Consider the following 26,645-nt stretch of genomic DNA (forward strand, 5'->3'; position numbering starts at 1 on the left):
CGTTTAAAAGCGGAGGGGATAGGTGTGGCAAGAGTAACGAAGCCCAGCCTTGATTGGCTGAGCGATCCGGCTGTATTCGCGGTGAACCGCCTGCCGGCGCATTCCGATCATACGTATTACACCAGTCGGGAGGAAGCGCTGGCGCGGGGGACGATGGTTATGCGTCATAGCTTGAACGGCACATGGAAATTTATGTACGCACCGAACCCGGCTTCGCGCGCGGCTGACTTCTATAAGAGCGAGTTCAGTGTCGCCGGCTGGGGAAGCATCGAGGTGCCGGGCCATATTCAGACGCAGGGCTACGGCCAGATGCAATACGTGAATACCATGTACCCATGGGATGGTCATGAGCTGCTGCGGCCGCCGTTGATATCGGATACGGATAATCCCGTTGGCAGCTATGTGAAGGAATTTGAAGTGCCGGCATCGATGGCGGGAGGACCGCTGTTTATCTCGTTCCAAGGCGTAGAGACAGCGTTCTACGTCTGGCTGAACGGCGAGTTCGTCGGCTATGGCGAAGACAGCTTCACACCGTCAGCCTTCGAGCTGACACCATTCCTGCGGGAGGGCGTTAACAAGCTGGCTGTTGAGGTATACCAGCGGAGCACGGGAGCTTGGCTGGAGGACCAGGATTTCTGGCGGTTCTCTGGCATTTTCCGCGATGTCTATCTGTATACCGTGCCTGAGGTTCATGTATATGATCTCCATATGAAAGCGGAGGTAGAGGCGTCCCTGTCACGCGGCTCGCTGTCGGCTGCGCTCTCGTTCCGTGAGGCCCCGCCAGCGGGAGTGAGGGCTCGACTGACGTTAAGCGACGCTGACGGAGAAGAGGTCGCGAGCGCAGCGGTAGAGCTGGATGGCTCGCTGCAGCCATCGTTAACGGCAGAGCTGTCTTCGCCGTCGCTGTGGAGCGCGGAGCGGCCCTATTTGTACGATGCGTTGATCGAAGTGCTGGATGGGGAAGGGCGTCTCATTGAAGCGATTCCTCAGCGTGTAGGCTTCCGTCGGTTCGAGATGAAGGATAAGCTTATGCTGCTGAACGGACAACGCGTTGTATTCAAGGGCGTCAACCGGCACGAATTCAACCCTCGCCGAGGAAGGGCGATTACGAAGGAAGACATGCTGTGGGATATTCAGACGCTCAAGCAGAATAATCTGAATGCGGTGCGAACCTCCCATTACCCCAATCAAAGCTATTGGTACGAGCTCTGTGATCTGTACGGGGTCTATGTCATTGACGAGATGAATCTGGAGACGCATGGCTCGTGGCAGAAGATGGGCGCGGTGGAGCCGTCTTGGAATATTCCGGGCAGTCTGCCGGAGTGGCAGGATATTGTGATGGATCGTGCGGTCTCTATGTACGAGCGGGACAAAAACCATCCCTCGATCCTCATCTGGTCGCTTGGCAACGAATCTTATGTCGGGGACGTGCTCGTAAACGTGGCTCGTTACTTCCGCTCCGTGGACAACGGCAGGCTCGTCCATTACGAGGGTGTCTTCTACGACCGCGCCTTCACGGAAGCAAGCGACATGGAGAGCCGCATGTATGCCAAGCCGCAGGATATTCGGGAGTATCTCGACAATGATCCGGACAAGCCCTATATCAGCTGCGAGTACATGCATGCGATGGGCAACTCGCTTGGCGGGATGAAGAAATATACGGACCTGGAGCGCGAGTATCCTATGTACCAGGGCGGCTTCATCTGGGATTATATCGACCAGTCCGTCTACAAGAAGGATCGTTATGGCCGCGAATATCTGGCATACGGCGGAGACTTCGGCGACCGGCCGACCGACTACGGCTTCTGCACGAACGGCATCGTCTATGCGGACCGGAGGCTGTCGCCGAAGATGCAGGAGGTCAAGTATCTGTATCAGAACGTCAAGCTGACGGTGGATCGGAACGGCGTAACGGTGCGGAACGAGAACTTATTCGTCGATACGTCAGGGTACGAGTTGGTCTGCACGCTGTCTAGGGACGGCCATGTACTGGAGAGTGTCGTCGTCGAAGCGGTTGTAGCGCCGCTTGCGGAGCAGCGGTTCCCGGTGAAGCTGGGCGAGCCGCAGCTTGAGGCGGGCGAATATGTGCTGGAAGCCTCATACCGGCTGAAGGAGGGCACGCTTTGGGCGGAGGCGGGCCATGAGGCAGCCTTTGGACAGCATGTGTTCCGCGCTGCTGGAGCGAGTGCTGCTATAGGAGCGGGAGCTTCTGCCGCCCGAGGTGAGCCGCTTCCAAGCTTGGGACTGAAGGTCGTGCATGGCGATGTGAACATCGGCGTCCATGGCCGCGACTTCAGCGCCATCTTCTCCAAGCAGGCGATGAGTCTGATCTCGCTGCGCTACGGCGGTCGCGAGATGATTGCGGCGCCGCCCGCGCCGTTGTTCTGGCGGGCGACCACCGACAATGACCGCGGCTTCGCGCAGGGCTTCACGTCTGGCGTTTGGTTTGCCGCCAGCCTGGCGCGCAGGGGTGTGCTTGCCGAGGTGAAGGAGGAAGCGGAGGGCGTCACCATCGCATACCGCTATATGTTCTCCATAAGCGCGGAGACAGAGACGGTTATCGCGTACACGGTGCGCGGGGACGGCAGTATTCGCGTACAGTCGAATTACAAGGGTGCGGCAGGCTTGCCGCAGCTGCCGATCTTTGCCGTTTCCTTCAAGGTTCCGGCGGATTACGACCGGCTGGACTGGTATGCGCACGGACCGTCGGAGAACTACGTGGACCGTGCCAATGGCGCAAGGCTGTGCCGTTTCTCCGGCACGGTTGCGGAGGCGGTGTCGGACTACGCGATGCCGCAGGAGTCGGGCAATCGCACTGGCGTGCGCCATGCGAGCGTCACAGACGCTGTGGGCCACGGCATCCGCATCGTCTCCGACGGCGAGCCTGTGGAGTGCAGCTTCTCGCCGTACACGGCATTCGAGCTGGAGAGCGCGCAGCATGTCTACGAGCTGCCGCCGACCCACTACACCGTCGTGACGGTGGCCGGCCGCCAGATGGGTGTCGGCGGCGACGACAGCTGGGGCGCCCCGGTTCATGAGGAGTTCACCATCCCGGGCGACAAGGATCTATCCTTCTCGTTTGTGATCGAGCGGGTGTAGATGGTAGTGCGTAGTGCCGTAATGGCGTAATGCGTAATCGACAGATTGTAAGGATAATAATTGAGGCTATCCCTCGCTGCTTCGGCGGCTGGCGGGATAGCCTCTTGTCGTTTGTCGTTGTTTAGATGATGAAGAAAGCGCAGCTTATCAACCCACACTCTAGATGCAGAACGTACAGTTATTTTTATCAATTGGCCTCTTATGACCGACACTAGCTGCAGAAAGTACATCTAAAAAGATGGGCTTTTGGGGATATGGCCCTTTTCACCTTAGGCCCCCAGCGAGCAACAGCGACACGAGGGATCGTTATGGAAGCTGAGGAGCAGCTAGTTTGTGCCATAGCCACACGAGGTGTGGCTATGGCAGCGACTGGGGCGCCCCAGCGAGCAACAACGACACGAAGTATCGTTATGGAAGCTGAGGAGCAGCTAGTTTGTGCCATAGCCACACGAGGTGTGGCTATGGCAGCAATTGAAGCGTCCCAGCGAGCAACAGCGACATGAGGTATCGTTGTTTAAGCTTAGGAGCAGCTAGTTTGTGTTATAGCCACACGACGTGTGGCTACGGCAGCTGCGTCCACCCTCGTTTTAAGGGTTAAGCTCCAGCACCCAGGGTCCCCTCCAGATGACGTCGGGGTTGGCGAGCTTTAGCTTGACCGCCTTCTCGTCAGGCTCAATCTCAAATTCCGTGTACAACATCGCATCCATCTCATCGTTAAGCTTAATCATGTGGCTCCTCTCCTGCAAATCAAACATCACTAAAGAGCTGGCGGCTGCCTCGTCGCGGTGAACATCTACATAGACGCGCATACTGTTCTCCCCAATCAGCTCAGTCCCGGTAATCGTGATCGGATACCCCGCAAGCTTAATCGTTTTGTCCAAGCTAAGATTTGTTTCTGCTGCGAGCATAATTGAGGTTTCATCCCTGTAAGTGACGGCAATGTGCGGGATAGTCAATGAATAAGAGCGATCTGGAAGCTGCAGAAGCTGAACGGTAAAATCACCCCCAGGAGCGCTTATTCCTTGAATTTTTTCAATCTCATACCGTGTCCCTTGATCATCCTGTACCGTTAGCTGCTTGCCGAATGTCTCGATAACGCCGTAGTTGGATATACGAAAATCATCGGGGTGTCTAGCAGCCAAATAAATTCTGGTGCGATCGCCGAACTGTGACAACACGGCCGTTATGGAAATATCATGTTTGGTCGCTGTAGGTCCCAGTTCCTCGTAGCTGGCATAGGAGTCGGCGTATTCAAGCGACAGAGGAATAAGGAAGTCTTGATTGCTTGCACGCATATTCAGCATGACGTGTCCAGACTCCAGCTCCAGCTTGCCGTCGTACCAATAGGCGGCTGACCAATCCCTTAAGCTGCTGACAGACATGGATCGTTTTAAGATAAATGCCTGGCCATTCTGCTCTAGCGCCAATTGTTCTCCGAACCACGAGCCTCCATCCCCGTTCATCTCGATATAAGCCATATTAGAATCCACGGATACGCTTTTAATGACAATGAACCCGCCTCTCACCTCATGCCGAACGAGCTCCTTCAGCACTAGCCGCTTGTTCTCGTCTTCATTAGCGACTACACCAAAGCCCGGCACAAATTGCAGCGCCTTCTGAATGGAAGCCATCACTCCAGAATTCCAAGACAATGCGCTGATCAGCGTAATTCCGGCAATGACGGCGGCGGTAATCCCGACAAGTCGTCTCCTGCGACGACGCTCCGACAGCTCGGCCGCCGCCTGCAGGATGCCTTGCCTCCCGCGTTCGCCAAGCTCGGACGGGAGCGGAATAGATGAAATCCTATCACGAATCGGTTCACTCATCGTAATCCTCCTCTCGCATGGCGAGTCTCAGCTTGCCAAGCGCCCGATAAAGTATGGTCTTAGCGGTACCCAAAGGCATGTCTAGCAGCTCTGCCGTTTCACGAATGGTATAATCCTGATAATACCGCAGCAGGATCAAGCCTTTTTCTTTGTCGTCCAGCTCATGAAGGATGGATTGCAGGGACAAGGACAAATCAACGCTCTTCTCATTGCTGCTCTCGAACATCGGCTCTGGCAAGTTATCCATATGACTCGGAGCAGAGAGCAGTGCCAGCCGCTTCCGTTTTCTTAGCAAATCCATTGCGCAGCTGATCGCGATACGGATGAGCCATGTTTTGAAGTAGCGTGTCTCCTTCAGTTGATGTGCGCCTTTGAACGCGCGATACGCTGTTTCCTGTACAACATCGAGCGCATCCTGCTCGTGGCGAACATAGACAAAGGCGATGCGGTACAGCTCCGCCTCATATTCGGCGAATAGCCGGGCGAAGCTGTCGACGTTCCCGATTTGGCTCCACTTGCGAATGCCGCTCCTCCTCCTCTCGCAGTTGCTGTCTTATATTAGACGTCTGGCACAAATATTTGGCTTTGAGAAGTAGAGCGGTCTCTACAGATTTTGCGGCATAAGCAAAAAAACGCTCCCCAGCAACCAAGCTGGAGAGCCATTCGGTCTTAGAACTGGCCGCTCGAGAGCATACGATCCCGTGCGGACGCCAGCACCTTCTTGACGAGGCGCTTCGCCTCTTCCTCCTGGCCGTCGGACAGCGCGCGGAAGATGCTGCGATTCAGCTCATTCATGGAATAATGTTTGACGTATGGCGTGTTCTTATAGTTCAGATAGGCCGCCATCGATATTTTGTCGACATAGCCGTCCATCACTGTAATCATGGCTTGATTATGAATGGAGGAGACCACCGCTTTAATGAAGAGCATGGAATGCTTGATATAGGCCAAATAATCATCCGCCTGCTCCGCCTCCACCTGCTTCTCCAATATTTCCTCCAGACGAGGCAGGTTAAGCTGAATTTCTCTCTCCCGAATCACATCCAAGGTGTAGACCAGCATGGCCAAGGTTGCCTCGTACATATCGAGAAACTCCTTGCCGAGAATTTCCTTCACGAGCACGCCCCGGTTTTTGAGCGACACAACAAGCCCCTCCGACTCCAGATGCGTGATCGCGTTGCGTACCGGCGTGCGGCTCATCTTGAGCTCGTCCGCGATCTCATTCTCTGATATAAGCGTTCCTGGAACGAGCCTGCCTTCTATAATTCTCTGCTTCAAAATCGTATAAGCCGTCGCTACCAAAGATTGAGAGGCCATCATCCATATCCTTTCATCGTTCCGCATAAATGCCGCTATTGATTAACTTCATCTTAACAGTCGGGCTTTCCGCCGCGCAAGTCATAAATGCCCTTCACAATCTCTCAAAACAGAGCAAACATTCTATTTACATTCAACTTGTATTCTAGTTGCGTACCAGATAAACTCAAACCCATTTAGGAGGCTGTACTGTGCTTAAAAAGTTGAGAAAAAACAAATGGCAATTCGCTTTGCTTGTAACGGCTGTAATGGTGATGCTGGCAGGCTGCGGCAACAACGCCAACTCCGGCAGCACAACCAATGTCGGTTCCGAGAGTGAGCAAACGACGGCATCAACGGAATGGCCAGAGGTGCTCCGAATTGGCAGCCTGCCGATGGAGGATGGCGAGCTGAGCCGCAGCGCGGACCAATTCGCGAAGGATCTTGGCGAATACCTGGGCATTGAGGTAGAGACGTTCGAAGGCGAAGATTACAATATGATGATTGAAGCGATGCGCTCCAAAAAAATAGATATGACCACCTATGGCCCCTTCGGCTACATTATCGCGGTAGAGAGAAGCAATGCGAAGCTGCTGGCGGCGATGAATAACGGTCCGGGCTCGGAGGGCACCAGCGTCATCATAGTGCCAAAGGATTCCCCGGCACAATCGGTAGAGGACTTGAAGGGCAAAAGCTTCCTCTTCGCGGACCCAGCTTCAACGACTGGACATCTGTATCCGCGCGCTACCTTAATGAAGCTTCTGAGCCTGAAGAATGATGAAATTCCGGAATACTTCAGCAACGTATCCTTCTCCGGCGGCCATGATAAATCCCTTCTGGCCATTGCGAATGGCGACGCTGACGGAGCGGCGACTTGCAGCCAGTGTATAGAGATGATCGCGGGAGCAGGCCTGATCAAAGCGGAGGATGTCCGCGTCATTGCGGAATCTGATCCCATTCCGGGCGGAGGAGCGCTTGCTTACCGCGGCGACTTGCCGCAGGACCTGGTAGACAAGATGCGCGAGTTCGCGCTTAGCTACGCGCAGAAAAATCCGGCTTATTTTGAAGGCGTGGGGGCCAAGGGCTTTTTCCCTGCGGAGGATTCAGATTTCGACGGTGTTCGCGAGGTAGCGGCTATGCTGGAGATGTCTCCGGAAGAGATGCTTAGCCAATAACAAGGACAGACCCAATAAGGATCAGGAGGACGAGGGAACATGGCATTGCTGCAGGTGAAAGGCTTGAAGAAGGTGTATGCGGACGGAACGGTAGGGCTCTCCGGTATTGATTTCGAGGTGAAGGCAGGCGAATTCATCGCGGTGATTGGGCCGAGCGGAGCGGGGAAGAGCACGCTGCTGAGATGCTTGAACCAAATGGTGGAGCCAACGGAAGGCAGTATTGCCTTCCAAGGGGTGCAGACGATTGGATCGGGCAGACGCAAGCTCCGGAATATCCGCCGGGAAATGAGCATGATCTTCCAAGGCTTTAATCTGGTTGAGCGCGTGTCCGTGCTGACCAACGTTCTCCATGGCCGATTGGGTTATATGAGCAGCTGGCGCGGCGCGCTGGGGCTGTTCTTGAAGGATGACGTAGCGGAAGCCAAGCGGCTGCTGGAGCGGGTCGGGCTGAAGGAGCAGACCCATAAGCGGGCGGACGAGCTCAGCGGAGGCCAGCAGCAGCGCGTTGGCATCGCCAGGGCGCTTGCGCAGAAGCCGAAGCTGATTCTGGCCGACGAGCCAATCGCGAGTCTCGATCCCGCTGCCTCCGAGACCGTAATGAGCAGCCTGCACCGTTTCTGCTCGGAGGACGGTATTGCGTGCCTGTGCAACCTGCATCAGGTGGATATGGCCAAGAAATATGCCTCGCGCATTATCGGCATTCACAAGGGCAAGAAGGTGTTCGACGGCACGCCTGATCAGCTGACGGACGAGATGATTGGCATGATCTACAACCAGCAGCCGGCCGAGCCTGCGAGCGAGGGCGACGAGGAGCTGGCGCGGAAGGAGACGGCATAACGATGAGCTCGGAACAGCTTCAGAGCATCAAGCGTACAAAACGGAATCAGCTCATTCTTATTCTGGCTCTCATTATCGGGCTGTCGGTCTGGTCGGCGCTCGGGACGAACTTCAGTCTGCCGGCCCTGTGGGGAGGCTTCGGCGACGGAGCGAGCTTTCTGTTCGTCGATCTGATGCCGCCAGACCTCTCCGGCTTGCCTGATCTCATCGGGCCGGCGCTCGACACGATCTATATGAGCTTCGTAGCCATGTTCATAGGCTCCATTATTGCGGGTGGGCTTTCGATCTTCGCGGCTGCTACGACATCTCCGCATCCCGTTCTGCAGGTAGCGCTTCGTGCGTTTTCGGCCATGTTCCGGAACATTCCGGTCATCATCTGGACGATTCTATTGGTCGCGTCATTCGGTCTTGGCAATCTGGTGGGCACCTTGTCTCTCCTAATTGTGTCCATTGGCATGCTGGTTCGCTGCTTCGCGGAGTCGCTTGAGGAGATCGACATGGGACAGGTCGAAGCGCTGCGCGCAGCGGGCGCCGGCTATTGGCAGGTCATCGGGCAGGCGGTCTTGCCGCAATTCCTGCCAAGCTTCATCGGCTGGTCGCTCTATAATCTCGAGATTAACGTACGGGCGTCGACGATTGTCGGCATGGTCGGAGGCGGGGGTCTGGGCTTCGCCATTCAATCCGGCATTAAGCTGTTCCAATACAAGGATGTCAGTATGGCGGTTATTCTGGTGCTCGTCATCGTGCTGGCGACAGAAATGCTGACCAATTCCATCCGAAGGAGGATCATCTAATGGCCGTCCATCCAACAACTATGCCTGCAAATCGGCAGCCAGAAGAACAGCCGGCTTCGGCACCGGCCACCGGCGGCAGCCGCCGTATGCTGGTGGGGTACGGTCTCATCGCCGTCGCCTTCTTCGTCTTCAGCTTGATTCAGCTGAAGCTGGACTACTCCCGCCTGCTGTCAGGGGCCATAAAATTCACGAAGACCGTCGAACTGATGTTCCCGCCGGACGCTTCGCAATGGCAGCATGTGCTAAGCGCGGCTGTGGAATCCATTCAGGTAGCGATTCTGGGGACGGTGCTGTCCATTGTGATCTCCTTTTTCCTGGCGTTCCTGGCGGCAGACAATACGACGCCGCATCCAATCGTCAGCTGGCTTGTCCGCAGCGCCGCTTCTCTGCTGCGGGCGATCCCGACGCTGATCTGGGCGCTCATCTTCATCGTAGCGGTCGGCATGGGACCGCTTCCCGGCGTGCTGGCCATTACGGTCGGTGCAGCGGGCAGTCTGGTGAAGGTGTTCGCTCAGTCGCTGGAGGAAGTGGATGAAGGCGTGATTGAGGCGCTTCGCTCGACGGGCGCAAGCTGGCTGCAGATCATCCTTCAGGGCGTCCTGCCTTGCGCGTTGTCCGCGCTGCTTGCCTGGTGTGTCATGCGGTTCGAAGGGGACTTGGCGGAGTCGACGATTCTAGGTGCAGTTGGAGCGGGCGGGATTGGCTTCGAGCTGTCTCACGCCATGCGCAGCTATCGGTTCGATCAGGCGTTATTTGTCGGCTTTGTGATATTCGTGATGGTATTCACGGTGGAGATCATATCCAACCGGCTGAAGCTGCGCATGCGCAAACGGGCGTAGGCGGACAATCCGCTGTCATTTACTATACGAGGAGAGACGATGATGAATCTACAAGAGCAGACATCCCCAAGCGAGGCGCTGGGCATTCATACGGTTATATTGGAGAGGCTGGACAAGGATCAGCTGAGGTTGTCTTGGTTTCCGCCGGCTGCGGTGGGCAAGGCGGCTGTATATCGCAGCGACTCCCCGGGCTTCCGGGAACAGGAGGCGCATCTCGTGGCGGTCGTGACGCAGGCTCAGCAGCTTACGTTCGCGGACCCGAAGCCAGGCAGTCGAGGCTATTATTTCGTGACGTTCGAGGATGATAGAACGTTTGCGGTGGCCGAGCGAATTCTGCCGCTTCAGGGCGCGTTCAACTTCCGAGACATGGGCGGATATCCGTCGGCGGACGGGCGTTCCGTGAAGTGGGGCAAGCTGTTCCGCTCCGCAGACTTGTCGCGCTTAACGGAAGCCGATCTCTCCTATCTGACTTCGCTCCAGCTGACATGGATATGCGATTTGCGTTCGGACGGGGAACTGGCGATCAGCCCTAGTCCGCCTATCGGCTCTGCGCTGAATGAGCAGCTGAGCTTCCTGGCTGCGGCTAATCCGGAGGAGCTGATGTCGGGCCAGACGATCAGCATGGATATGCTGGCGCACATGAATCGCGCTATGGTAGCCAATACGGCTCTGACGGCGGACTACTTCCGCAGGCTGCTGCAGCGCAATGGCGCTCCAACCCTGTTCCATTGCGCCGCTGGCAAGGATCGTACCGGCTTTATCGCCTCGGTCCTGCTCCAAGCGCTGGGTGTGAACCGCGATACGATATTGGAGGATTACGCTTTAACGAATCATTTCTCGGAGCGCTTCAAGACGTCTATGGTTGGCAGCGCGCAAGCAGAAGCGCATGCTGCGATGCTTGCCCGTTTGCCTGTTGAAGTGATTGAAGCCCTTGTGGCGGCTCGACCAGAATATTTGGCGGCTTCCTTCGAGGAGATGGATGCGCGCTATGGCAGCTTTGAAGGCTTCTGGCAGCATGGGCTGGGCTTAAGCGAGGAGGAGCTGGAGCGGCTGCGCGACTATTATTTGGAATAAACAGCGCCATAGGCGCTATAGGAATAGAGACATGCGAGCGGCATGTCTCTGTTTGCTTATGCGTGACGCCGCTCGCAAGCGGGATTGCCGATGGGCTATAATGGGGGGACGAAAGGGGGCGACGCGATGTCGCGCATTTATTCCTTCCCGCCTATTGTCGATGAGCGTTCACGTGTACTGATCGCAGGCACGGCGCCCAGCGTGAAGTCGCTCCAGCATGGGCAGTTCTATGGCCATCCACATAATTATTTTTGGCGAGTGATCTACGGTTTGTTCCAGCACCCAGTGCCAGGGCAGGAGGGGTATCCGCCGCCGGATCCGGACTATGAGCAGCGCATTCGATTCGCTCGGGAGCATCGGCTGGCGTTATGGGATGTCATCGCTTCCTGTGAGAGGGAAGGCAGTCTTGACGTGAACATTAAGGGAGAGGTGCCGAACGATATTCCTGGCTTGCTGTCGGAATACCCTGGCATTCGATGCATCGCGTTTAATGGAAGCAAGGCCTGCGACACGTTCCGCAGAGCTTTCGGCAACCACGCCAGCCTGGAGGGCATCGCCTTGCTGCGCATGCCGTCCACAAGTCCAATTCCCACTAGGAATATGCGCAGCCTGGAGGATCGGCTGGCTGTCTGGCGGCAGCTGGTGCCGTACGCCAAAGGGGAATGAGAGCGAGTCGTTGAAATTGCGCGGTTTCCTGTATATAGTAGTAACATATGTATGAAAGATATGCGGGAGCGGAGCAATGAACGACAGCGGCAAGGCAATCATTATCATTGAGAGCAAGGCGAACGGAGAGAAGTCGACCCATAAGCATCAAGGCGAGTGGTTCCGCAAGGAGCGATCGCTGTATATCCGGTATGCGGAGAGCGAGGAGACGAGGGCGCTTGTCCGGTATTCGCCGGGAGAGCTCTATATCAAGCGGAGCGGCGGCGTACAGTCGGAGCAGCATTTCATCCCCGGGCAGGCCCGACAAGGCACCTACCGCTCTGCGCTGACGACCTTCGAGCTGGAGACGCGAACCAGATCGCTGACGCTCCAAGCCAAGGCGCCGGGCGATAGCGGGGCAGTGCTGCCGTCGAGACCGCCCTTCACACTGGAATGGCGGTATGAGCTGTACGTAAGCGAGCAAATGTCGGGGCGGTTCCATATCCGCCTCCATATACAGGAGGATCATCAATTATGAGCGTGAATGGCAATGTATTGGACAAGCTGTATGAGCAAGTGAAAGCGGCGATCGCGGACGCGGCCGTAGCTGCGGGTTTGGCGGCGAGAGAGGAGCTGCCGGCGTTCGCGCTGGAGGTGCCGAAGGACAAGTCCCATGGCGATCTCGCGACGAACGCGGCCATGCAGCTGACGAAGCTGGCGAAGAAGAATCCGCGCCAGATTGCGGAGGCGATCATCGCCAACCTGGATAAGGCGGGAGCTTCTATCCAATCCGCGGACATCGCGGGCCCGGGCTTTATCAATTTCCGGCTGGACAAGAGCTATCTGTATCCCATCGTTACTCAAGCGCTGGAGGCCGGTGACGATTATGGGCGAGTGGGCGCCGGCGAAGGCAAGCGTGTGCAAGTGGAGTTCGTCAGCGCCAACCCGACAGGCAGCCTGCATCTGGGCCATGCGCGGGGAGCGGCTGTAGGCGATTCTCTCTGCAATGTACTGGACTTTGCGGGTTATGAGGTGACTCGCGAATATTATATTAACGACGCCGGCAAGCAGGTCGAGAACCTGGCCTTGTCTCTGGAGGCGCGCTACCGCCAGGCACTTGGCCAGGAAGCCGAGATGCCGGAGGACGGCTACTACGGCGAGGATATTATCAATTTTGCCAAGGGGCTTGCGGAGGAGCAGGGCGACAAGCTGCTCAGCCTGTCCCACGAAGAACGGTTCTCGTATTTCCGCAGCTTCGGACTGGAGAAGGAGCTGGAGAAGATCAAGCGCGACCTGGGCCGGTTCCGCGTGGGCTTCGACGTCTGGTACAGCGAGACGTCTCTCTACGAGAGCGGACAGGTCGAGCAAGGGCTGGAGGCGCTGAAGGCTTCCGGCCATGTGTATGAGGAAGAGGGCGCAACATGGCTGTCGACCGTTCCGTTCGGCGACGACAAGAACCGCGTCCTGGTGAAGAATGACGGCTCGTACACCTATCTGACCCCGGACATTGCGTACCATCGGGACAAATACGCCAGGGGCTTCGACCGGATGATCAACATCTGGGGCGCCGATCACCATGGCTACATTCCGCGCGTGAAGGCGGCAATGGCGGCACTTGGCAACGATCACGAGAAGCTGACAGTGCTGATCGCCCAGATGGTCAGCCTGTACCAGAACGGCGAGAAGATGAAGATGTCCAAGCGTACGGGCAAAGCGGTGACGATGGAGGACCTGATGGACGAGGTCGGCGTCGACGCGATCCGCTATTTCTTCTCCATGAGAAGCATGGATTCGCATCTCGACTTCGACATGGATCTGGCGATCTCGACGTCCAACGAAAATCCGGTGTTCTATGTGCAATATGCCCATGCCCGCATCTGCAGCATCTACAGACAGGCGGAGGAGCAGGGGATCGCAATACCGGACTTCGGCTCTGTGCCGCTGGGCAAGCTGAACACGGAGGCGGAATACGATCTGATCCGCAAGGTTGGCGAGCTGCCGCAGGAGATAGCGGAGGCCGCCGCGCAATACGCGCCGCATCGCCTCATCCGCTATGTATATGAGCTTGCGGCCGAGCTGCACAGCTACTACCGCGCGGAGCGCGTCATTACGGAAGATACGGAGCAGACCACGGCAAGGCTCGCGCTGTTGGGAGCCGTACGCGTCGCCATCGCGAACGTGCTTCGCCTGATCGGCGTATCGGCGCCGGAGCGTATGTAATCAACATCAGCAGGCCAACAAGCCGCGGAGCTATAATCGCTCGGCGGCTTGAAGCATGCGCAGCACATCCAGCTCCCCGACGCGGCGGGTCTTGCTGTTGCGAAGCGGCTGCATGGAACGTTTCATGATCGCTTTGATATCGCCGGGCGACAGACCCGGCTTGAGGGAGAGCAGAAGCGCAATCGCGCCGCTCACGTGCGAGGTGGCCATAGAGGTGCCGCTCATCTCGTTGTAGTTGCCGCGCAGCCAGGCAGACATGATCTTGTCGCCGGGCGCGTAGACGTCGATATAGGCGCCGCGGTTGCTGAACGGGGCAACGCGCCGCAGCCTGTTGGTTGCGCCGACGGAGATTGTCTGCGGATAACGAGCAGGATAATCGACGGAGCGCAGCTTGCCGTCATTGCCGGACGAAGCGACAATGATGACGCCGGAGTTGTAGGCGTTCGTAACGGCGCCGAGCAGCGCCTTGCTTCTTGTTTTCATGCCAAAGCTCATATTAATGACGTCGATGCCGTTCCTTACGCACCATTCGATGCCGAGAATAATATCGGAGACGAACGCGCTGCCGTTGTGGTCGAAGGCCTTGACGGGAGCGATCAGCGCTCTGGGCGCCACGCCGATCATGCCCTGCATCTGATTGGCGGCGGCGATGGTGCCGGCGATATGCGTGCCGTGTCCGTTGTCGTCGTAAGGCATTTTGCTCCGATTGAGCAGGTTGATGCCGCGGACCAGAGAATGGCGGAGATCGGGGTGGCCGAAGTCGACACCAGTGTCGATGACGCCAACCTTGACCCGGTGGCCCGTTGTGATGCTCCATACATGAGGCGCTTTAATCTGCTGTACGCCCCAAGGAATACCGTTGTCGATGGCGGGTGATTTGTGGCTGGAAGGGCTGACGCTGATTCTACAGTCCTTCTCCATCCAGGTGCGCCCTGACAACCCGTCCGGCAGCCTTACGTCGGACCCCAGCATGCAGGCAACGCCTTGAATAATCGGCAGGGGCCTGATGGACTTCAGGACGGAGGCTTTGGAGGAGGCTAGCTTCAGCTTCTGAAGGAAGCGGCGATAGTCGCCGCTGTTCTGGAATCGGATAATTCTTTTGTCCCTGGAAACGTCGTTTCTTGACATCGCTTGCTGTAACCATCGAATTAATGCGGCGGTATCCACTTTTAGGCTTCCCCTCCCGAAGGACGATGCTTCATCATTTTATGAAGGGGAGCAGGAAGCCGCATGAGCAACCTGCCTTTTTTATAAGAAATAGGCTTCGAGCCGTGGCAAATTCCGCGGACACACATAAGATAGAGGAAGAGCTAACCATGCTCTTGCATTTCCGATCGAGCCGCTTGCGGCGGGTCGGATGGATACAGTCAAAGCGGAGGGGCCTCCCCTCCGCTTTTTGCCATCTGCGTCCCATCTGGACGCGAGCTTGATTTTTTGAATGAAATAGGTTTTACTATACTGTGACTAGCTTGCATAATGAACTAAGGAATGCGTACATATTTTTAAGGCAAGAGAGGATGTGTCCATATGAGCGGCAGCAATTACGTACTGAAGCTGGATCCCGAGCGCGTGAAGGAAATGCCTATGGTCGACTTGGCGTTCGAGGTTCTGAAAGCGGCCAATACGCCTTACTACTACCGTGATCTCATGATGGAGATCGCTAAGATACGCGGTCTGTCCGAGGACGGCATTAAGCAATTCATCGCGCAGGTGTACACCGAGATCAATATCGACGGCCGGTTCGCCTGTGTCGGCAGCAACATGTGGGGACTGAAGCGCTGGTATCCGGTTGAGCGCTCCGAGGATCCTGTCGGCAACGCGAAGCGTACGCGCATCATCAATGACGATGACGATCTTGAGGATGACGATCTGTTCTCGGATGAGGAAGATGACAGCTACGCGTCAGACGATGAGGATTTCGACGCATACGATGAAGACCACGAGGACTTCGAGGATGCGGAAGAGGATGCCGAGGTCGACGAAGACGTGGAGATGGAGGACGAAGAGATCGACGAGGAAGTTGACGATGAGGATCTGGATTCCGACTCCGAAGAGGACGAGGAAGAGGATTCATTCGACGACGAAGAGGAAGACGATCGTTAGTCCGCAGAATGAAGCTAGTTTCGCTTGACATGTCCTATGAGCCCGGAGTAAACTATTGCATGGGCTTAAGAATCGGTTAACAAATAAACGCATTTTATATGCAGATGAGAAAAGTGCCCCCGTAGCTACGGGTGTCACTTTTTTTGTTTGATGAGGGTAATTTTAGCAGGCTTAGGTAATGTTAAATACACATAGGAGCATGGAGGGTATCATCACAGTGACCAAATATATCTTTGTAACCGGCGGCGTAGTATCATCCTTGGGCAAAGGGATTACGGCGGCTTCGCTAGGCAGATTGCTGAAGAACAGAGGACTGAAGGTAACGATTCAGAAGTTCGATCCCTACATTAACGTCGACCCAGGCACGATGAGCCCTTATCAGCATGGGGAAGTATTCGTAACGGACGACGGAGCGGAGACGGATCTGGACCTGGGCCACTACGAGCGCTTCATTGACATCAACCTGTCCAAGAACAGCAATGTCACCACGGGCAAAATCTACTCCAACGTCATTACCAAGGAACGCCGCGGCGATTATTTGGGCGGTACGGTGCAGGTCATCCCTCATATCACGAACGAAATCAAGGACCGTGTATTCCGCGCGGGACGCGAGCACGGCTCTGATGTTGTCATTACGGAAATCGGCGGCACGGTAGGCGATATCGAAAGCTTGCCTTTCCTTGAGGCGATCCGTCAGATCAAAAGCGATATTGGCCGCGACAACGTCATGTACATTCATGTTACGCTGATTCCTTATATCAAGGCAGCCGGCGAGGTGAAGACGAAGCCGACTCAGCATAGCGTGAAGGAGCTTCGCAGCATCGGCATTCAGCCCAATGTTATCGTATGCCGGACGGAGTATCCGCTGGCCGAGGACATGAAGCGCAAGATCGGACTGTTCTGCGATATCGACGCGAACGCGGTTATCGAGTGCCGCGACGCTTCTACTCTGTATGAGGTTCCGCTGATGCTGAGAGAGCAGGGGCTCGACGAGATTGTTGTCAGCCATCTGAAGCTGACAACGGATCAGCCGGATATGGCGGAGTGGGAAAGCCTTGTGAAGCGCGTCAAATCGCTGCACAAGACAACGGAAATTGCCATCGTCGGCAAATATGTGGCGCTGCATGATGCTTACCTCAGCATCGTGGAATCGCTTGGACACGCAGGCATCGCGCTTGATTCCGAGATCAAGCTCCGCTGGGTTGACGCCGAGATGCTGACAGATGCCAATGTAGGGGACGAGCTGCAGGGCGTTCACGGCATTCTGGTGCCGGGCGGCTTCGGCGATCGCGGCATCGAAGGCAAGATCAGCGCGATTCGTTACGCTCGCGAGAGCAATGTGCCGTTCTTCGGCATTTGCTTAGGGATGCAGGTAGCTGTTATTGAATTTGCACGCAACGTGGTGGGTCTGGCCGGCGCCAACAGCTCGGAGATCAATTCCTCTACGCCGTATCCTGTTATCGACCTGCTTCCGGATCAGAAGGATATCGAGGATCTGGGCGGTACGATGCGTCTGGGCTTGTACCCTTGCAAGATCGTGCCGGAAACGGTTGCGGCTCGTGAATACGGGGATGAGCTGGTGTATGAGCGCCACCGTCACCGGTACGAGTTCAACAATGAATATAGAGAAGCGATTGAATCTGCAGGCCTGCGCATTTCCGGAACCTCGCCGGATGGCCGTCTTGTAGAGATGGTGGAGCTGGCAAGCCATCCTTGGTTCCTCGCGGTGCAATTCCATCCGGAGTTCACCTCCAGACCGAATCGTCCACAGCCGCTGTTCCAGGGCTTTGTACACGCGGCGCTGGCTTATTCTGAGCGTTAATTCGACTTCGCACCACCGACAAGTGTCACGTATCCTCTCATCCAATAACTTTTTTGTATGGAAGCAGGAGGAAATCGCTGGAGACTAACGAATATATAAAAAAATGATGTTTAGTCTCGGGGAGTGATAAAGGTTGGATAAGAAGAAGGTATTAATCGTAGATGATCAGAATGGAATCCGCGTATTGCTTCTAGAAGTATTCAGCAGCGAAGGCTATAACACATTTCAGGCTGCTAACGGCAAGATTGCCCTGGAAATTGTGAAGAGGGAGTCTCCGGACCTGGTGTTGCTTGATATGAAGATACCGGGCATGGACGGACTCGAAATTTTGAAGCATATCAAAGCGATTGATTCTTCGATTAAGGTGATTATGATGACGGCCTACGGAGAGCTGGACATGATCAAGGAAGCAACGGATCATGGCGCGCTGATGCATTTCACGAAGCCGTTCGACATCGACGAGATGCGCATGGAAGTGAATAAGCAGCTTCAGGGCGGCACCAGTCCCGGCCGCTTCGCGGTGGGCTCGTAATTCATACCGAATGGAAATCCAAGGCATCGCGGCTCTCAGCAGCCGTGATGCCTGTTTTGGTTGTGCGCCGCCGTGCTGAAAACTAGCTTTACTATTTGCGGGCTCATTATGATATAATAGCTCAGAACAATGGCTACTCTTATGCAACGATCCGCTTGTTCGGAAGCAATAATTAAGCATTAGCAACGGAACAATTGAGACAAGCCGCCTGGCGGACTAGCGGGCACCATGTGTACGCGGAGGCTAGTTCGCTTAAGCGGTTTTTACTTTGTTCCCTTCTGGGCTCACGGGAGGATTAAACAATTCATGGAGAAATTAATGATCCGGGGCGGACGACCGCTTCGCGGAACGGTCCAGATCAGCGGCGCCAAGAACAGCGCGGTTGCGCTCGTGCCGGCTTCTATTCTGGCAGAATCCGAGGTTGTGCTAGACAATTTGCCGCTAATTAGCGATGTGGCGGTGTACAGCGAGATTTTGCAGGAGCTTGGAGCCGTAGTCAAGCGAGAAGGCGATACGATGCGCATCGATCCTTCGGAGCTGATCTCGAAGCCTATGCCCAACGGCAAGGTGAAGCTGCTGCGAGCTTCCTATTATATGATGGGCGCGATGCTGGGACGCTTCGGGGAAGCGACAATCGGCATGCCGGGCGGCTGCAACTTCGAGCCGAGGCCAATAGACCAGCATATCAAAGGCTTTGAAGCGTTAGGTGCAACGGTTACGAATGAACATGGTTCTATTCATATTCAAGCTAAGGAATTGCGCGGAGCAAAGATTTATCTGGATGTGGCAAGTGTAGGGGCAACGATTAATATTATGCTGGCGGCCTCCCGGGCCAAAGGCTCCACGATTATCGAAAACGCGGCAAAAGAGCCTGAAATTATAGATGTAGCTACTCTCCTCAACGCCATGGGCGCCACGATCAAGGGCGCTGGAACCGAGACGATTCGAATCGAAGGGGTTCCAAGGCTGCATGGCTGTCGTCATTCCATTATTCCTGATCGAATTCAGGCTGGTACTTATATGATTATGGCCGCCGCTACACGCGGCGATGTGCTGATTGACAATGTCATCCCGAAGCACCTGGAGGCGTTGACCGCGAAGCTGGAGGAGATGGGCGTCATCGTCGAGGAGATGGACGAGGCGATCCGGATTATCGGCGCGCCCGAATATACGGCGGTGGATGTGAAAGCGCTGGTTTATCCAGGCTTTGCGACGGATCTGCAGTCACCGATGACCACCCTGCTTACACAAGCCAAGGGCGTCAGCATCCTGTCTGATTATGTATATGGCACGCGCTTCAAGCATGTGCCGGAGCTTACGCGTATGGGCGCCAATATTCGGGTAGAGGGCCGCTCCGCCATTATCGAAGGCGGCAAGCTGAACGCCGCGAAGGTGAAGGCTGCCGATCTGAGGGCAGGCGCGTCGCTTGTTATTGCGGCTTTAACGGTCCCGGATGAAGTAACAGAGATAACAGGTGTCGAATATATCGATCGTGGGTATGATCATTTAGTGGAGAATTTAACGAGTCTGGGTGCTGAGGTGTGGCGGGAGACGGAGGCGTAGGCCTCCTCCCCGTTTAGATCGATCCCCGAATGGAAAGGCTGATTAATCAGTCCTGTTCATAATTTGAATAAAGTGGTGAGAATATGTCAGATCTACAAATTGCGGATTTGGAAGGCATGAAGCTGACCGAGCTGTACAAGCTTGCGAAGCAGTACCAGGTCCCTTATTATGGAACACTTAAGAAGAAAGAGCTGATCTTCGCTATATTGCGTGCGCAGGCGGAGAAGAGCGGACTTATGTTTATGGAAGGCGTGCTCGACATCTTGCAAGAGGGCTTCGGCTTCCTGCGTCCCATTAATTATTTGCCCAGCAAGGAAGATATTTATATCTCGGCCTCTCAGATCCGAAGATTCGATCTTAGGAACGGCGATCTGGTATCCGGCAAGTGCCGCCCGCCTAAGGAGAACGAACGCTACTTCGGTCTGCTCCAAGTAAACGCCGTTAACGGCGAGAATCCCGATACAGCTTCCGAACGACTCCATTTTCCTGCCCTTACTCCTCTTTATCCCGAGAAGAAGCTAGTGCTTGAAACCTCGCAGTCGAAGCTATCTACCCGCATGATGGACTTGCTTGCGCCCGTTGGCCTCGGTCAGAGGGGACTCATTGTCGCACCGCCCAAGGCGGGCAAAACCCTGCTGCTTAAGGAAATTGCAAATAGCATTTCGGAGAACCATCCCGAAATTGAGCTTTTTGTGCTGCTGATTGACGAGCGTCCGGAGGAAGTGACGGATATGCAGCGCTCCGTGAAGGGCGAGGTCGTAGCTTCGACGTTCGACGAGCTGCCGGAGAATCATATCAAGGTAGCGGAGCTTGTGCTGGAGAGAGCGCTTCGCCTGGTCGAGCATAAGAAGGACGTCGTTATTCTGCTGGATAGCATTACGCGTCTTGCGCGCGCCTACAACTTAGTGATTCCGCCATCCGGCAGAACGTTAAGCGGCGGTATCGATCCCGCAGCATTCCATCGTCCCAAGCGCTTCTTCGGTTCGGCGCGCAACGTGGAGGAGGGCGGCAGCCTGACGATTCTAGCGACTGCGCTTATCGAGACGGGCTCCCGTATGGACGACATTATATACGAGGAGTTCAAGGGTACGGGCAACATGGAGCTGCATCTTGACCGGAAGCTGGCGGAGCGCCGTATTTTCCCTGCTCTGGATATGCGGAGATCGGGCACGCGTCGTGAGGAAATGCTGCTTACCAAAGAAGAGCTGGACAAAATCTGGGCGATTCGCAAGAGCTTGACCGATACCCCGGATTTCGTGGATAACTTCCTGAAGAAGCTGAAAAATACAGAAAATAACGAGCAGTTCCTGATGTCCCTGGATACGTCAGCGGAAGCGCCGTCCAAACCGGAGCGTCCGGCCGTGAAGAGCGGCCAGACATCCACGGCGAACCGCAGGCCAGTCGCCAGAACGACGCATAGCTCGTAGCCGTTCCGTTGGAAAGGAGAACATCATGAATCTCGTATATGCGGATGAGCACGGCAACGTGTTCGATCACCCTGACTATATTGGACTTGGTCGCAGTGGGGATATGATTGTGGAAATTATGGAGGACGAGCTTATTCCGCTGCCAGAGGGCGCGACGCTCGTCAGCCTGCCCTTCACGAGACCGATCGGACTGGACCCCGACTCCGGAGAGATGCTGGCGCTGCCGGGCGGCGCTCAGGCTGTGGGAGCGCTCCTGCCTCAGGGCTATACCCGTCTCTGCCTCCCCGGGTACGCGAAGTCGGACAAGAAGGAGAAGCTGCCGCTGTTCGGCTATACGGCTGTCGTATGGAAGGATGGGGGCTTCTATGTCACCGCCGAGCAAAGCGATGATCCCGAGCGTTGGGATCCGCTGAACTGCGACCGCAAGGAGTTGAACGTGCAGGTTGAGCGGCTGCTGGCGAAATATCCCGAAAACCGGTTGTACAAGCATTTGTCCCATTGCGCGCTGGGCTATGAATGCTTGACGGCATCCAATACGTTCCTGACCCGCTGGGAGGGTGCGGTGCCTGTCTCCTATTCCTGCAACGCGGGCTGCTTCGGCTGCATCTCGGAGCAGCCGGAGGACAGCGGATTCCTCGCGCCGCAGACACGGATGAATTTCAAGCCGACGGTGGACGAAGTGGTGCAGATTATGCTGGAGCAGCTGAAGGAGCCGGATTCCATCATCAGCTTCGGGCAAGGCTGCGAGGGCGAGCCGTCCACGCAGGTGAAGATTATCGTCGAAGCGATCAAGCGGGTGAGGGAACAAACCTCCCTGGGCTACATTAACATTAACACGAACGCGGGCCTGACCGATTTTATGCGCGCCATAGTGGATGCGGGTCTTGATCTTATGCGCGTGAGCACGATCAGCGCCATCGACGAGCATTATAACGCCTACTACAAGCCGCGGGGCTATACGCTGCATAATGTGGAGCGTTCTCTGAAATATGCAGCGGACAAGGGTGTCTATACGTCGATTAACTACTTGATCTTCCCGGGTGTCACCGATCGTGAAGAGGAGATTGAAGCCATGATTGGCTTCGCCAAGCGTACGGGACTTAAGCTGATTCAGATGCGCAATCTGAATATTGATCCCGAGAGCTATCTGGAGCTCATCCCGAAGGCGCAGGGCGAGATTTACGGCATGAAGCAAATGCTGGACATTCTCCGCGAGGAGCTGCCGGACGTCGTCATCGGTTCATACACCCATGTTCCGCCCGCCGAATTTCGCAGAGCCGTCACAAGATGATGATGATGATTGCGTTAGCCTGCCCAGTCGTGCTATAATCCGATAGTGTGATTTTTAACTCTGGGTCCGCATGTGATTCAGGGCAGAAAGAGGTGAACGAGATGAAACAAGGTATTCATCCGACATACCACGTCGTTACAGCAACTTGCGCTTGCGGCAATACATTCGAGACGGGCTCCATTAAACCGAGCCTTCGCGTTGAGATTTGTTCCGCATGTCACCCATTCTTCACGGGTAAGCAGAAGTTCCTGGATGCCGGCGGCCGCGTCGACCGTTTCAAGAAGAAATACGGCATTTAATGCATACAGTCATTCGGCCTTTATTTGGCAGAATACAAGCACCTCCCTTAGCCATCCTATGGTTAAAGGGAGGTTTTTTTATGAATCAGAGGACTGGCTTGCGGAGAAAAAAACGGATCTGGAGGGTGCTCTGGATCGGGCTGCTCGGTTCTGCTGCGCTGCTCTCGGGCTGTGGCCAAGATGCGGGCGGCAAGGTGGAATCATACGGCAATGATGGGTACCTGGGGTACACGAACACGAATCCGAACCTGTTGAATCGAAGCGGGACTTTATATCATAGAGACATGGACATGATCAATCAATTGCTTCGCCCCATGAGCGGAGTGAAGACAGCGGAGGCTGGCTTCAACGGCGATGTGCTGAATGTGAAGCTGCGCGTAAGCGACAACGCGACGGATAAGGAACGAGACAGCATTCGTGCGGAGGCTCAGGCGCTCCTGCAAGCCAACTTCCCGAGATATGATGTGCATGTGAAGGTTGCGGATTAGGGTATGGAACGTAGCTCACTTGTGGGACACTCCTTCGGTAAAAACACCCATCACTTGCGCTTTGTATCTGAATGTAATATACTTGTCCTTGCCGTGCTAGATGGGGAGGTAGCGGTGCCCTGTAACTCGCAATCCGCTGTAGCGAGGTTGAATTCCTGTCTGAGGTTATGCTGATGTGAGGCTTGGCGCTTGCAAGCAGTGTTGACAGTTGGGTCCTCCGCAATGAACGCTTGTGAACCCGGTCAGGTCCGGAAGGAAGCAGCCGTAAGCAAGTTAGTTCATGTGCCGGAGGAGTGCCTGGCTCGAGCTGTGTAGCAAGAGTGCCGCTTGGATTGCATGGATCGAGGGCAGGTGCACGGTTCACCATATCCTCAATAATTAATATGAAGACATTCGCTGAATGTGATCCACGCGCCTGATGGTGCCCGGCTCGCATACAGGCTCGAAGGTCTTTTTTGTTTGTTCGGACGAAAGCATTTTGCTTGATGCCGAGGTGTAGTATAATAGTGCAGTGCAATATAATCCAATTGCTGCTCAGGAGCAAGCTGAAAGGGAAGAGTCGCGTGTCACATATTGCTTTATACCGTGCCTGGCGTCCTCAGACGTTTCAGGATATGGTCGGACAGCAGCATATCATCCAGACGCTGCAGAACGCGATAAGGGAAAATCGCGTATCGCATGCCTATCTGTTCAACGGACCGAGAGGGACGGGCAAGACCACGACGGCCAAGGTACTCGCCAAAGCCGTCAATTGCGAGCGGGGGCCGGCGGTAGAGCCCTGCAACGAGTGCTCTGCTTGCATAGGCATCACCGCAGGGCACATGATGGACGTCATTGAGATAGATGCCGCTTCGAACCGGGGCATCGACGAAATTAGGGATATTCGGGAGAAAGTCAGATACGCCCCTTCCGAGGTCCGGTTCAAGGTGTACATCATCGATGAGGTGCATATGCTCACGACGGAAGCCTTCAACGCCTTGCTGAAGACGCTTGAGGAGCCGCCTGGACATGTCATCTTCGTTCTAGCGACGACGGAGCCGCATAAGCTGCCGGCTACGATTATATCCCGATGCCAGCGCTTTGACTTCCGTCAGGTTTCCTTGGAGGAGCAGACGGGGCGTCTCCTTCAAATTTGCCAGGAAGAGGGCATTGCCGCCGACGAGGACGCCCTGGCTTATATCGCTCGTTTGTCCGAGGGCGGCATGCGGGACGCAATTAGTCTTCTGGAGCAGGTAGCCGCATTTGGCGATGGCCGTATTACGCTGGATGCAGCAGTCGACGTGACAGGCGGGATGGCGGCGGATCAGTTCTATCAGCTTGCAGAGGCTGTGCGCGACCGCAATGTAGCGGCGATGATGCCTCTCGTTGAAAGCTTGATGCTGGCAGGCAAAGCAGCGGACAAGTGTATGGAGAATCTTATGTACTACTTCCGCGATCTGCTTGTGCTGAAGCTGGCCCCTGGCGGAGGGGCTGTAACGGAGCGAGTTGTGGATCGCGAACGGTTCCAGGCGATGGCTGAAGCCTATTCTCCAACCAGACTGTTCGCGATGATTGATATTTTGAACAAATACCAAGTAGAATTAAAGCATGCCTCGCAGCCTCAGACGCTGTTCGAGGTCGCATTAATGAAGCTCTGCTCCATCGGCGAGGATGGCGCGCAGACGCCCGCACACTCCGGCTCTGGCACATCAGGGACGGACAGCGCGGAAGTGTCTAAGCTTCGTATGCAAGTAGAAGCGTTGGAGCGCAAGCTTGAGCAGGTGCTCCAGAACGGAGTGTCCGCTTCATTGCCGGCAGAGGCTGGCTCCGCCGACAGCCGCAGCGCAGGACCTCAATCACGCGGTGCGCTTCGGAGCGGATTTGGCGGCAGTTCCGGCAAGGTTAGAGCCAAGGTGAAGCTGGATGCTTATGTCGCTTCAGTCACAAGTCCGGAATCCGGCATAGCGCGCTCCAAGTGGGGGGACGTGCTTAATCGGGTGAAGGATGCCAAGGTCACCCTGCATGCATGGCTCAAGAATGGGGAGCTTGTTGCGGTTGACAGCGGCAATCTGCTGCTCGCGTTCAAGAACGAGATTCATAGGGAGACCACCGAAAAGCCGGATCATCGGGATATTATTGAGCGAGTCGCCTCTGAAGTGCTTGGCTCAAGGTTCCGTCTAGTGACGGTCATGCAGAAGGAATGGCAGGCTGCTCTGGATGGTGCTGGCGATGAGCCTGGAGAGGTGTTCGAGCTGCAGCATGAAGGCGAGGACAGCGGACCAGTCGCCCCTCAAAGACCGGAGTGGGTGGAGGAAGCCGTGAAGATGTTCGGCGAGGATTTAGTTGTTGTCAGGGATAAAGCGTAACAACCCAAAATAATAGCTGAGGTGAACAATAATGAACAACATGAACCAAATGATGAAGCAAGTGAAGAAGATGCAGGAGCAGATGCTGAAGGCGCAGGAGCAGCTGGAGACCAAATCCGTAGAGGGCACTGCTGGCGGCGGCGTTGTAACTGCTACGGTAAACGGCCATAAGAAGCTGCTGAATATCGTAATCAAGCCGGAAGCGGTAGATCCGGATGACGTCGAAATGCTGCAAGACCTCGTGATGACGGCTGTAAACGACGCATTAACCAAGGCAGATGAGCTTGCGAACCAAGATATGGGCAAATTTACGGGCGGTATGAAAATTCCAGGCTTGTTCTAACAGGCCAGCCCGTGCCCGCTTTCTGTTAGCTTGAAAGGAGCGTTCCTCTTTTGTTTTACCCGGAACCGATAGCCAAACTGATCGACGCTTTTACGCGCCTGCCTGGTATCGGTCCCAAAACCGCGGCCAGGCTCGCATTTCATGTGCTGCGCATGAAAGAAGACGATGTCATTGATTTTGCCAAGGCGCTGGTTAGCGTCAAACGAAATTTGTTTTATTGCTCGGTTTGCTGCAACATTACGGATACCGATCCCTGCAAAATATGCCAGGACAAATCGCGCGACGCTTCGGTCATTTGCGTCGTTCAGGAGTCCAAGGACCTTGTGGCGATGGAGCGGACCAAGGAGTTTGAAGGTTATTATCATGTGCTGCAGGGTGCAATCTCTCCAATGGAAGGCATCGGTCCTGACGAAATTCGCATCGCGGAGCTTCTTCGCAGACTGAGCGACGAGAGTGTACAGGAGCTGATTCTTGCTACGAACCCCAATATCGAGGGCGAGGCGACGGCTATGTATTTGTCCCGTCTGGTGAAGCCCTTCGGCATCAAAGTCACTCGAATTGCTCATGGTCTGCCCGTCGGGGGAGACTTGGAATACGCGGACGAGGTTACGCTATCCAAGGCTCTGG

Annotated in this window: 24 protein-coding genes and 1 other RNA gene (1 of these 25 only partly in view); 21 read left to right on the forward strand and 4 right to left on the reverse strand. The window is 55.5% G+C overall.

Features of this window, described 5'->3' with window-relative positions; translation table 11 throughout:
• Positions 1-24: 24 nt before the first annotated feature.
• Positions 25-3,099: a glycoside hydrolase family 2 TIM barrel-domain containing protein gene (locus AB1S56_RS03210; RefSeq protein WP_340871336.1), complete on the forward strand. Its 3,075-nt coding sequence runs from the start codon at positions 25-27 to the stop codon at positions 3,097-3,099.
• A 587-nt stretch (positions 3,100-3,686) separates the two neighbouring features.
• Here the strand turns inward: AB1S56_RS03210 and AB1S56_RS03215 are convergent.
• From AB1S56_RS03215 to AB1S56_RS03225, 3 genes are all read right to left on the reverse strand, one after another.
• Positions 3,687-4,925, reverse strand: a complete 1,239-nt coding sequence (locus AB1S56_RS03215; RefSeq protein WP_340871338.1) for a hypothetical protein — start codon at positions 4,923-4,925, stop codon at positions 3,687-3,689.
• Positions 4,918-5,448, reverse strand: a complete 531-nt coding sequence (locus AB1S56_RS03220; protein WP_340871372.1) for a sigma-70 family RNA polymerase sigma factor — start codon at positions 5,446-5,448, stop codon at positions 4,918-4,920. Before AB1S56_RS03220 ends, AB1S56_RS03215 begins: the two co-directional genes overlap by 8 nt.
• Positions 5,449-5,594: 146 nt before the next feature.
• A complete protein-coding gene (locus AB1S56_RS03225) occupies positions 5,595-6,245 on the reverse strand; it encodes a GntR family transcriptional regulator (RefSeq protein WP_340871339.1) in 651 nt (216 codons plus the stop codon).
• A 188-nt stretch (positions 6,246-6,433) separates the two neighbouring features.
• On the opposite strand from AB1S56_RS03225, the gene AB1S56_RS03230 reads away from it, so the two are divergent.
• The 8 genes from AB1S56_RS03230 (at position 6,434) to argS (ending at position 13,805) form a co-directional block, all read left to right on the forward strand.
• Entirely contained in the window at positions 6,434-7,396 is a 963-nt protein-coding gene (locus AB1S56_RS03230; protein WP_340871341.1) for a phosphate/phosphite/phosphonate ABC transporter substrate-binding protein, read from the forward strand.
• A gap of 39 nt (positions 7,397-7,435) precedes the next feature.
• Positions 7,436-8,233, forward strand: a complete 798-nt coding sequence (gene phnC / locus AB1S56_RS03235) for a phosphonate ABC transporter ATP-binding protein (protein ID WP_340871342.1) — start codon at positions 7,436-7,438, stop codon at positions 8,231-8,233.
• Between the two features lie 2 nt (positions 8,234-8,235).
• Entirely contained in the window at positions 8,236-9,027 is a 792-nt protein-coding gene (gene phnE / locus AB1S56_RS03240) for a phosphonate ABC transporter, permease protein PhnE (protein WP_340871343.1), read from the forward strand.
• On the forward strand, positions 9,027-9,866 hold the full coding sequence (phnE, locus tag AB1S56_RS03245; protein ID WP_340871344.1) for a phosphonate ABC transporter, permease protein PhnE: 840 nt from the start codon (positions 9,027-9,029) through the stop codon (positions 9,864-9,866). The genes phnE (AB1S56_RS03240) and phnE (AB1S56_RS03245) overlap by 1 nt, the downstream gene beginning before the upstream one ends.
• Positions 9,867-9,905: 39 nt before the next feature.
• A complete protein-coding gene (locus AB1S56_RS03250) occupies positions 9,906-10,940 on the forward strand; it encodes a tyrosine-protein phosphatase (protein ID WP_340871345.1) in 1,035 nt (344 codons plus the stop codon).
• Positions 10,941-11,066: 126 nt separating this feature from the next.
• Positions 11,067-11,606, forward strand: coding sequence for a DNA-deoxyinosine glycosylase (locus AB1S56_RS03255; protein WP_340871346.1), 540 nt, complete (start codon positions 11,067-11,069; stop codon positions 11,604-11,606).
• A gap of 76 nt (positions 11,607-11,682) precedes the next feature.
• The gene (locus tag AB1S56_RS03260; protein ID WP_340871347.1) at positions 11,683-12,123 is read left to right on the forward strand and encodes a DUF1934 domain-containing protein; all 441 of its coding nucleotides are present in this window, start codon (positions 11,683-11,685) and stop codon (positions 12,121-12,123) included.
• Positions 12,120-13,805, forward strand: a complete 1,686-nt coding sequence (argS, locus tag AB1S56_RS03265; protein WP_340871348.1) for an arginine--tRNA ligase — start codon at positions 12,120-12,122, stop codon at positions 13,803-13,805. Before AB1S56_RS03260 ends, argS begins: the two co-directional genes overlap by 4 nt.
• 30 nt (positions 13,806-13,835) lie before the next feature.
• Here argS and AB1S56_RS03270 read toward each other — a convergent pair whose 3' ends face one another.
• Complete coding sequence (locus tag AB1S56_RS03270) at positions 13,836-14,972, reverse strand: S8 family peptidase (RefSeq protein ID WP_340871349.1); 1,137 nt, start codon at positions 14,970-14,972, stop codon at positions 13,836-13,838.
• Between the two features lie 360 nt (positions 14,973-15,332).
• Between AB1S56_RS03270 and rpoE the strand changes: the two genes are divergently transcribed.
• The 12 genes from rpoE to recR all read left to right on the forward strand — a co-directional run.
• The gene (gene rpoE, locus AB1S56_RS03275) at positions 15,333-15,908 is read left to right on the forward strand and encodes a DNA-directed RNA polymerase subunit delta (RefSeq protein ID WP_340871351.1); all 576 of its coding nucleotides are present in this window, start codon (positions 15,333-15,335) and stop codon (positions 15,906-15,908) included.
• Between the two features lie 217 nt (positions 15,909-16,125).
• Positions 16,126-17,730, forward strand: coding sequence for a CTP synthase (locus tag AB1S56_RS03280; RefSeq protein ID WP_340871352.1), 1,605 nt, complete (start codon positions 16,126-16,128; stop codon positions 17,728-17,730).
• 133 nt (positions 17,731-17,863) lie between these two features.
• Positions 17,864-18,262, forward strand: coding sequence for a response regulator (locus tag AB1S56_RS03285; RefSeq protein ID WP_340871353.1), 399 nt, complete (start codon positions 17,864-17,866; stop codon positions 18,260-18,262).
• A 306-nt stretch (positions 18,263-18,568) separates the two neighbouring features.
• Positions 18,569-19,825, forward strand: coding sequence for a UDP-N-acetylglucosamine 1-carboxyvinyltransferase (locus AB1S56_RS03290; protein WP_340871354.1), 1,257 nt, complete (start codon positions 18,569-18,571; stop codon positions 19,823-19,825).
• 83 nt (positions 19,826-19,908) lie between these two features.
• Positions 19,909-21,252 carry a transcription termination factor Rho gene (gene rho / locus AB1S56_RS03295; RefSeq protein ID WP_340871355.1) on the forward strand — a complete coding sequence of 448 codons (1,344 nt, stop codon included), beginning with the start codon at positions 19,909-19,911 and terminating at the stop codon, positions 21,250-21,252.
• A gap of 25 nt (positions 21,253-21,277) precedes the next feature.
• Positions 21,278-22,543, forward strand: a complete 1,266-nt coding sequence (locus AB1S56_RS03300; RefSeq protein ID WP_340871356.1) for a radical SAM protein — start codon at positions 21,278-21,280, stop codon at positions 22,541-22,543.
• Between the two features lie 101 nt (positions 22,544-22,644).
• Positions 22,645-22,842 carry a 50S ribosomal protein L31 gene (gene rpmE / locus AB1S56_RS03305; protein ID WP_340871358.1) on the forward strand — a complete coding sequence of 66 codons (198 nt, stop codon included), beginning with the start codon at positions 22,645-22,647 and terminating at the stop codon, positions 22,840-22,842.
• An 80-nt stretch (positions 22,843-22,922) separates the two neighbouring features.
• Positions 22,923-23,330 (forward strand): hypothetical protein, encoded by a 408-nt coding sequence (locus tag AB1S56_RS03310; RefSeq protein WP_340871360.1) that lies wholly within the window; start codon positions 22,923-22,925, stop codon positions 23,328-23,330.
• 91 nt (positions 23,331-23,421) lie between these two features.
• Positions 23,422-23,689, forward strand: an RNA gene (gene ffs, locus AB1S56_RS03315) — signal recognition particle sRNA large type.
• A 204-nt stretch (positions 23,690-23,893) separates the two neighbouring features.
• Positions 23,894-25,675 (forward strand): DNA polymerase III subunit gamma/tau, encoded by a 1,782-nt coding sequence (gene dnaX / locus AB1S56_RS03320; protein ID WP_340871362.1) that lies wholly within the window; start codon positions 23,894-23,896, stop codon positions 25,673-25,675.
• Between the two features lie 31 nt (positions 25,676-25,706).
• Positions 25,707-26,018: a YbaB/EbfC family nucleoid-associated protein gene (locus AB1S56_RS03325; RefSeq protein ID WP_340871364.1), complete on the forward strand. Its 312-nt coding sequence runs from the start codon at positions 25,707-25,709 to the stop codon at positions 26,016-26,018.
• 50 nt (positions 26,019-26,068) lie between these two features.
• Positions 26,069-26,645: the 5' portion of a recombination mediator RecR gene (gene recR / locus AB1S56_RS03330; protein ID WP_340871366.1), read on the forward strand. The gene runs 23 nt beyond the window's last position; the window shows 577 of its 600 coding nt (coding positions 1-577); the start codon lies at positions 26,069-26,071; the stop codon falls past the right edge of the window.

The sequence above is a fragment of the Paenibacillus sp. PL2-23 genome (genome assembly GCF_040834005.1).
Classification (GTDB): Bacteria; Bacillota; Bacilli; order Paenibacillales; family Paenibacillaceae; genus Pristimantibacillus.

What these genes read in the sequence shown, in the direction of transcription:
- rho (WP_340871355.1), top strand. Translation starts at nt 19,909, where the DNA reads ATGTCAGATCTACAAATTGCGGATTTGGAAGGCATGAAGCTGACCGAG.
- rpoE (WP_340871351.1), top strand. Translation starts at nt 15,333, where the DNA reads ATGAGCGGCAGCAATTACGTACTGAAGCTGGATCCCGAGCGCGTGAAG.
- AB1S56_RS03255 (WP_340871346.1), top strand. Translation starts at nt 11,067, where the DNA reads ATGTCGCGCATTTATTCCTTCCCGCCTATTGTCGATGAGCGTTCACGT.
- rpmE (WP_340871358.1), top strand. Translation starts at nt 22,645, where the DNA reads ATGAAACAAGGTATTCATCCGACATACCACGTCGTTACAGCAACTTGC.
- phnC (WP_340871342.1), top strand. Translation starts at nt 7,436, where the DNA reads ATGGCATTGCTGCAGGTGAAAGGCTTGAAGAAGGTGTATGCGGACGGA.
- AB1S56_RS03290 (WP_340871354.1), top strand. Translation starts at nt 18,569, where the DNA reads ATGGAGAAATTAATGATCCGGGGCGGACGACCGCTTCGCGGAACGGTC.
- AB1S56_RS03250 (WP_340871345.1), top strand. Translation starts at nt 9,906, where the DNA reads ATGATGAATCTACAAGAGCAGACATCCCCAAGCGAGGCGCTGGGCATT.
- AB1S56_RS03260 (WP_340871347.1), top strand. Translation starts at nt 11,683, where the DNA reads ATGAACGACAGCGGCAAGGCAATCATTATCATTGAGAGCAAGGCGAAC.
- argS (WP_340871348.1), top strand. Translation starts at nt 12,120, where the DNA reads ATGAGCGTGAATGGCAATGTATTGGACAAGCTGTATGAGCAAGTGAAA.
- AB1S56_RS03325 (WP_340871364.1), top strand. Translation starts at nt 25,707, where the DNA reads ATGAACAACATGAACCAAATGATGAAGCAAGTGAAGAAGATGCAGGAG.
- AB1S56_RS03310 (WP_340871360.1), top strand. Translation starts at nt 22,923, where the DNA reads ATGAATCAGAGGACTGGCTTGCGGAGAAAAAAACGGATCTGGAGGGTG.
- AB1S56_RS03215 (WP_340871338.1), bottom strand. Translation starts at nt 4,925, where the DNA reads ATGAGTGAACCGATTCGTGATAGGATTTCATCTATTCCGCTCCCGTCC.
- AB1S56_RS03225 (WP_340871339.1), bottom strand. Translation starts at nt 6,245, where the DNA reads ATGATGGCCTCTCAATCTTTGGTAGCGACGGCTTATACGATTTTGAAG.
- AB1S56_RS03300 (WP_340871356.1), top strand. Translation starts at nt 21,278, where the DNA reads ATGAATCTCGTATATGCGGATGAGCACGGCAACGTGTTCGATCACCCT.
- phnE (WP_340871343.1), top strand. Translation starts at nt 8,236, where the DNA reads ATGAGCTCGGAACAGCTTCAGAGCATCAAGCGTACAAAACGGAATCAG.
- phnE (WP_340871344.1), top strand. Translation starts at nt 9,027, where the DNA reads ATGGCCGTCCATCCAACAACTATGCCTGCAAATCGGCAGCCAGAAGAA.